This window comes from Falcatimonas sp. MSJ-15, assembly GCF_018918265.1.
Taxonomy (GTDB): domain Bacteria; phylum Bacillota; class Clostridia; order Lachnospirales; family Lachnospiraceae; genus Falcatimonas.
In genome coordinates, this window is sequence record NZ_JAHLQC010000002.1 from 280274 (window position 1) to 286819 (window position 6546).

General features: G+C 32.2%; 5 protein-coding genes. 4 read left to right on the plus strand and 1 reads right to left on the minus strand.

What is annotated here, in order from left to right; all coding sequences use genetic code 11:
- The first annotated feature begins 82 nt into the window (after window positions 1–82).
- On the plus strand, window positions 83–1156 hold the full coding sequence (locus KQI85_RS02300; RefSeq protein WP_216574487.1) for a site-specific integrase: 1074 nt from the start codon (window positions 83–85) through the stop codon (window positions 1154–1156).
- 232 nt (window positions 1157–1388) lie between these two features.
- On the opposite strand, the gene KQI85_RS02305 is transcribed toward KQI85_RS02300, so the two are convergent.
- A complete protein-coding gene (locus KQI85_RS02305) occupies window positions 1389–1823 on the minus strand; it encodes a hypothetical protein (protein WP_216574488.1) in 435 nt (144 codons plus the stop codon).
- A gap of 434 nt (window positions 1824–2257) precedes the next feature.
- Between KQI85_RS02305 and KQI85_RS02310 the strand changes: the two genes are divergently transcribed.
- From KQI85_RS02310 to KQI85_RS02320, 3 genes are all read left to right on the plus strand, one after another.
- Window positions 2258–2479 (plus strand): helix-turn-helix domain-containing protein, encoded by a 222-nt coding sequence (locus tag KQI85_RS02310; protein WP_216574489.1) that lies wholly within the window; start codon window positions 2258–2260, stop codon window positions 2477–2479.
- Window positions 2480–2804: 325 nt separating this feature from the next.
- Window positions 2805–3662, plus strand: a complete 858-nt coding sequence (locus KQI85_RS02315) for a hypothetical protein (RefSeq protein WP_216574490.1) — start codon at window positions 2805–2807, stop codon at window positions 3660–3662.
- Between the two features lie 554 nt (window positions 3663–4216).
- The coding region (locus KQI85_RS02320) for a hypothetical protein (protein WP_216574491.1) at window positions 4217–6546 on the plus strand (2330 nt) is incomplete at its 3' end.

Below are 6546 nucleotides of genomic sequence, written 5' to 3' on the forward strand. Positions count from 1 at the left end.
ATAAGATGTTATAATATTAAACGCTTGCGAAAACACATTATCGCAAATACATATATTATAACACTTAAAGGAGGGCTTATATATGCCTGCTTACTATGATAAGAAATACAACTACTGGTATGCTAAATTCTATTACACTGACGTGACCGGTGTTCTAAGACAAAAAATGAAGCGTGGATTTCAGACTCAGTATGATGCACAAAAATATGAAGTTATGTTTAAGGAATATGGTGAAGCCAATCTTAACATTTTGTTTTTAGAATTCTACAAGTTGTATTACGATGACATCTCAAAGAGAATTAAGCTATCAACTTTAATTACCAAAGACAAAATCTTCGAATTACACATTCTTCCTTACTTTGAAAATATGTATATAGATAAAATCCGTCCTATTGATATCAGAAACTGGCAAAGTTCACTATTAGCAAAAAATTATAGTAATTCTTATCTTCGTGGAATCAATGTTCAATTAACTGCTTTATTTAACTTTGCAGTTCGATTTTATGGGCTTGCAACTAATCCTTGCCAGATGGCAGGATGTATTGTAAAACCTGAAAAAAAGGAAATGAAATTCTGGACTGAAACAGAATATAATAACTTTATCTGTGCTTTCGAGCTTGGAAGCCTTGGACATACTATATTTGAAACGCTATACTGGACCGGTATTCGTGAAGGCGAACTTCTTGCTCTCACACTTAATGATATTAATTTTGATAAAAATATTATTACTATTAATAAGACTTATCACAAGATTCGTGGTAAAAGCATTATTACACCGCCTAAGACACCAGGAAGCAACCGTATTGTTCCGATACCTGTTTTTCTATGTAATGAACTTAACAACTATATTATTAAAAATAAAATAACCAAACCTTATGACAGAATATTTAAATGTCGACGCACACTATTATATGAAGAAATGAAACGTGGATGCTCTATCTCTGGTATTAAGAAAATCCGTATTCACGATTTACGTCACAGTCATGCATCACTGCTTATAAATCTTGGTTTTCCTCCTGCTGTAATTGCTGAACGCCTGGGGCATGAACGTATATCAACTACTCTTAATACATACTCACATTTCTTTCCTAATCAGCAGGCAGGACTTATTCGAGCTCTTGAAGAACTTAACAATGCACGATTTGAAGACAATTAATTACCAAAATTATATATATTAGATAAATAAGATAGGAACTGTTAATATAATTCTTATTAGAATAATATTTATCAAAATATTTGAAAGGGGCAATTATTTTTCTATAATTGAGAAGTCGGCTAATCAACTAATATTAGCCGACTTCTTACACTAGTATGCATATCATTTTTGGAAAGACTCTTTCGGTATATATAGCCGTTGAGCTAAAGGTCTTTCTTTGCTTTTTTATAATCTAGAGATAGCTTTTAATCTCTCTAAGAAGTTTTTCTTCTGAGCCTATAAGTTCCTTAGCAATATTCTTTGCCTCATCATCCGCTGCTTTGTACTGATTAAGATATTTTTCTAATGATTTAACTCCCATATTACAACCATCTGTCATAAGATCCGCTATAGTCTTATCAGATTCATTCATAACAAGCTTAACATTCGTCTTCATCCATGACATACCTTTAGCTACAGGATTAGGATTCTTACCTTCATCGTGATATCTTGCAAGCAATGATTGCATATCATCCTTAAGTTCTATATGCTTATCCATACATCTGTTAAGCGACTTTTTAAGAGATTCATCACTTACATAAGAAAGTACTTCACCAATAGATGTTATCCCCATCTTAACTCCGGCATCACACTCTCTTAAAAGTTTGATTGTATCTGATTCTATCAATGTTAATCATCCTTTCTATGTTTATATTATTAAATATTTTTGTTAGATTTGTACTGTTTAGCAAACATCATTCATAACAACTTCGCTATATTACATTCAGTATTCTCTGTTATTATTCTATTATTGCTTCAATTATCTTTTTTATACATCAAACCTTATTTTCAAAATAAGTTTTCACTACTTTTCCACATATCAATTTGGAAACTTTTATTTTTACATATCATTACAAGTCGCTTTATGACAAGGATTTAACAATAATATTTTTCTATAACAGTCCTTTTTATCTATTGACAAATGTTCATTATATAAACATAATAGTAGTGTAAAAACTAAAGAAACTGCTTTAGTACAAGCAGGATTATGAATTATATGTGGAAACTCTCCATTTGACATAATACCAGTAACACCCAGAATATTGAAAGGATAAAGAAGTTATGTGCAATCCTAATGATGAATTAATTAAGAAAGCCTTCGAAGAAGGCGTGGCATCTGCCAAAGAACATGCCAGACAGCAGTTTGACCAAAGATTTGAGAACCATATCAAAATGGCAGTCCTCAAAATGAACCGAAAAGGTTTCTCTGCATACGAAATCGCAGATATCCTATCTGTAAGCACAGAAAGAGTTGAACAGATTATTAAAAAAATAGCATGTTAAACAAGCAATATGATATATAATACTTGCATAAAAAAGCTAAACAACTTATTTTAAATGGCATACTAAAACTTGTTTTAATAATCTGTATATTCAAAAATTTTGAATATCTAAATATTTTGTAACAATCTTAAACTAAGTGTAACATAATTAATCACTTTGCAACAAAATATTAAGTATATCGTAAGTTTTGAATATAAAAGTGTTATAAATTATTAAAGTTCTTTTTGGTAAATTCTTTTATAATCCTATTATAGACGTCAAGTTACGTTAGTTCACGCAATACGGGAGATACGTGAATAATATAAAATAAAGGAGATACCAGATTATGAAAATGAAATTTTTTACACTAGCTAATATTGCAGCCATGTCAATGTGCCTTATGGCATGTAATAACACTACCACTTCTACTAATAACAAAAACAACAATACAAAAGAATTGGAATCTACATTTACAGAAGTATCATCAGCTGACCAGACAGTTAGTGATACTTCCACTAATAATACTACTGTCAGTTCAGACACAAACCTTGATAATTCTACACATGATAAAATGATAAAAACTTATCAGGATGCACTTAACCAGGTAATTAATAATAATATACTTCCAAATGGCACACAACTTAATGCCGATGGTTGCATAAATCCAATCACTGACAACTATTTTTCAATATATGATATTGATAATGATGGTCTTGATGAACTTATCATTAACTTTATCTACTCTGATTCTAATCAGCTTAAAATTCACAGTGTCTTCGGATATGATGATAAAACTAATGAGTTACATAACGAATTGCAAGATTATGTCGGCATAACATACTTTAACAACAATGAACCTTATGTAACGTGGGAAAATGATGCTGATACTGCAAGTGATGAATTATGGCCATATACCGTATATGAGTATAATAGTATTAATGATGTCTATGACGTAAAATATCAGATCTCAGCTCACAAAGTTGGTGAAACTGTTGATTTTCTTGGTAATAAAATTGATCCTCTGGCTGATACAGATAATGCTGGTGTTGTATTCCTCGTAGTTGACAAGAAAAATAATACTTCAACAACTCTAAGTAAAAGTGCCTATCAGACATTTTATAATGAATTATTTGATGATAATATTGATGAAATTACTATACCTTATATGCAGATGACTGAAGATAATATTAACTCTTTAAAATAAACTTATTCGTCTTATCGATTGAATTAAAGTTTAAAATTATTTGATTGCTTTATCATCGATATCTTAAATTGATAAGCTCGGTAGACCTTGTCTATTGATGAGTTTTATTAATGGGCTTAGAATTTAGTAAATTGAAGATTTGAATTAAACTTGTAGCTTAATCAAAACCAATAGGTTGGTATTAGTTTTTGATTAAGCTACTTTTTCATTGTCTGCTACTAATATGCTACTACTCTTTTACTCTTATAATTCTATCAAATCCACTGCCTGCCTATCTTAATCCAAAATGCTTTATACATAATATAGTGTAAGTATGTGTCGTATTATTGAATCAATAGAGCTTTTGGCAATAGATATAAATGATATGCCGTGGCAGGTATATGATGAGGTTGATAACATCAAACACATCTATCATATTTAAAGGCTCAAGTGATTCACATTCGTACCCACATCTACCGGAGGAGAATTAAAATTAATCAATTAATCGCCGGTCCTTAGATATCTAAAAACTCGCCGAAAACAGGCACAATTTTTAAATTTTAGGAGGTCACGATATGAACAAATTTACACGTTCCCAGATGGGAAAAATTATGGCATACGCTTTATCTGCTGCTATGGCAGTTACTGTTGTGCCAACATATATGATGAAACCATTAGTTGCTGAAGCTTCTGTTATTACACCAGCAGGTGCAAATGAAATTCAAAAGGGTAAAGACCTTACGATAGCATCAACTTCTAATAAAACAAGAATTGCTCTTTTTGCAAAAGGAACTGCTTCTCAGACAGGCGATAAAGCTGTATATGTTTTCAAAGAAGTTGCTGATGGAACAACAGCATTGCCTATTCCTTATGATGTTCCGACAGGAACCTATTATATAGGTATGTATTCAGCTGCTGCTTCGGTAACTGATAAGGCTGCTGCTGCATCATCAACAAGTTATACAATAGATCCTACTGAAACTGTAAAAATAAATGATGCAACAGCTGTAACAGGTTTAACATTAAGTGCTACAAATACTAATATTTATAATACATTACCTAGTAGTGCAAGCAATATTGTTTCTAATCAAGAGTATATAAATGTTAACTTACTCGGAGGCGATAACAAAACATACGAGTCAGTTAGTGTAACAGCTTATGCATCAAGCGATGCTGCTAACAAATTCAAAGTTGGTGGTACAACCGTTGATAGTGTGGCTGTCGCTTCACCAACAACTATTACAGTTTCTGATATTACAAAACCTATTCCCGTAACTTTAGATGATTCTAGTGTTAATGCTGAAGTTGACGGTGCAACAGTTACTATAGAAGTTAAGATTAAAATCGTTGGTCGTGAAAATGAGATAAGTAAAAAAATTCAGTTAAAAGCAGTTAAAGGGCTTGTAACTGCAAGTACAATCCTTATGACAGCTGATAAAGAAGTAGTTTCTACTGGTGATACTGCTGTATTAACAACAAATGTTGCACCTGCAAATTCACAGCAGAATATTTCTTATGCTATAAAAGGTACAAATACAGTTAAGGCTGATGGCTCAACACCTGCTGACACTGATTTAGATATGCTTGTTGAAGGTAATCTTATCAAATTGGTTGATAAAACAGGTGGTAGTGATACTTCGAATCCAGATTCAAAAGATTTAATATATGCAATTTTTGACACATCTACAGGTGAATTAACAACAAAACGTTATGGTGATTACGAAGTTACAGCATATGTTGATGGAAATAAAAATGGTAGCTATGATAATGGTACTGATAGCGTTAAAGCTTCAAAAGTTGTAACTGCAGCATCTTTTGTGATAAATGATGTTCTTCCAACTGCCGGAGCTACTTCAACAACAAGTGGTACAATAACAGCTTATCCTACAAACAGTACTAATTTATCACATGTATATGCTGACTATTCAGTTGAAGATACAAGTATTGCAACTATTTCAGGTAGTACTGATGAATTTAATGTAAAGCCTGTGGCTCCTGGTATAACTAAGATTAATGCCAAAGTTAAAGTATACGCTAATGTAGGTTATGATTTTGAAGCATCAGGATATGTTGTAGTTCAGCCAGATCCAAGTGATGATGATTTTGAAATTACATCGATTCCAAATACAGAAATTTATGCTAATAGATTAGCTAAAAATAATAAACTTACAAGTGCATTATCTTTACAGCTCGCAGATGCAATCAATGACAATAAAGTTGATGCAAAAATATTAAAGAAAGAAGCTGTAGAACAGGCAAGTGCAGAAGTTGAAAGTGATTTATCAGCTTACTACACAATTACAGATACTGATTCAAATACATTATCCACAGTATCTGCTAACGGATTACTTTTTGCAGCATATGACCCAGATGTTGTTGCTGTAGAATCACCAGAAAAAAGTGTAAAAGTAAAATTAGTAGTAACTGATTTACATGCAGAAGACGAAGTATACAAAGTAAAAGATTCAGTAGTTAACTTTGTAGCTGAAATGACAGTTGATAATGAAGTAAAAGAGCTCCAGAAACCAGTTTGGTTAACTGTTCAGAATGATGAACTTGTAGATGGTGAAACTTATACTGTATACGATAATGGTGAAGCTATTTATACAGCAAAGGCTGCTGAAAATACTCAGACTAATAAAGTTGAATTATCTTTCCAGACAGATTCATTCAGTGTATTCTCAGTTGTAGCAACTCCTGACGCTGAAGTTACAGATAATGAAGCTGATATTGACAAACCAGATACAGACGACATCTACGACAAAGTAAACTTCTCAGCTCACGTACAGAGAAGAATCGGAACAGATGATGAAGCAGATATCGCTGCAACAGTATCAGATGACGGTATCATCTCACTTGGTACTCATGGACAGAGCAGACGAGTTGAGAAGATTACACTCACAGG

Coding starts and splice junctions, on each gene's coding strand:
- KQI85_RS02310 (WP_216574489.1), top strand. CDS start 2,258: ATGTGCAATCCTAATGATGAATTAATTAAGAAAGCCTTCGAAGAAGGC.
- KQI85_RS02300 (WP_216574487.1), top strand. CDS start 83: ATGCCTGCTTACTATGATAAGAAATACAACTACTGGTATGCTAAATTC.
- KQI85_RS02315 (WP_216574490.1), top strand. CDS start 2,805: ATGAAAATGAAATTTTTTACACTAGCTAATATTGCAGCCATGTCAATG.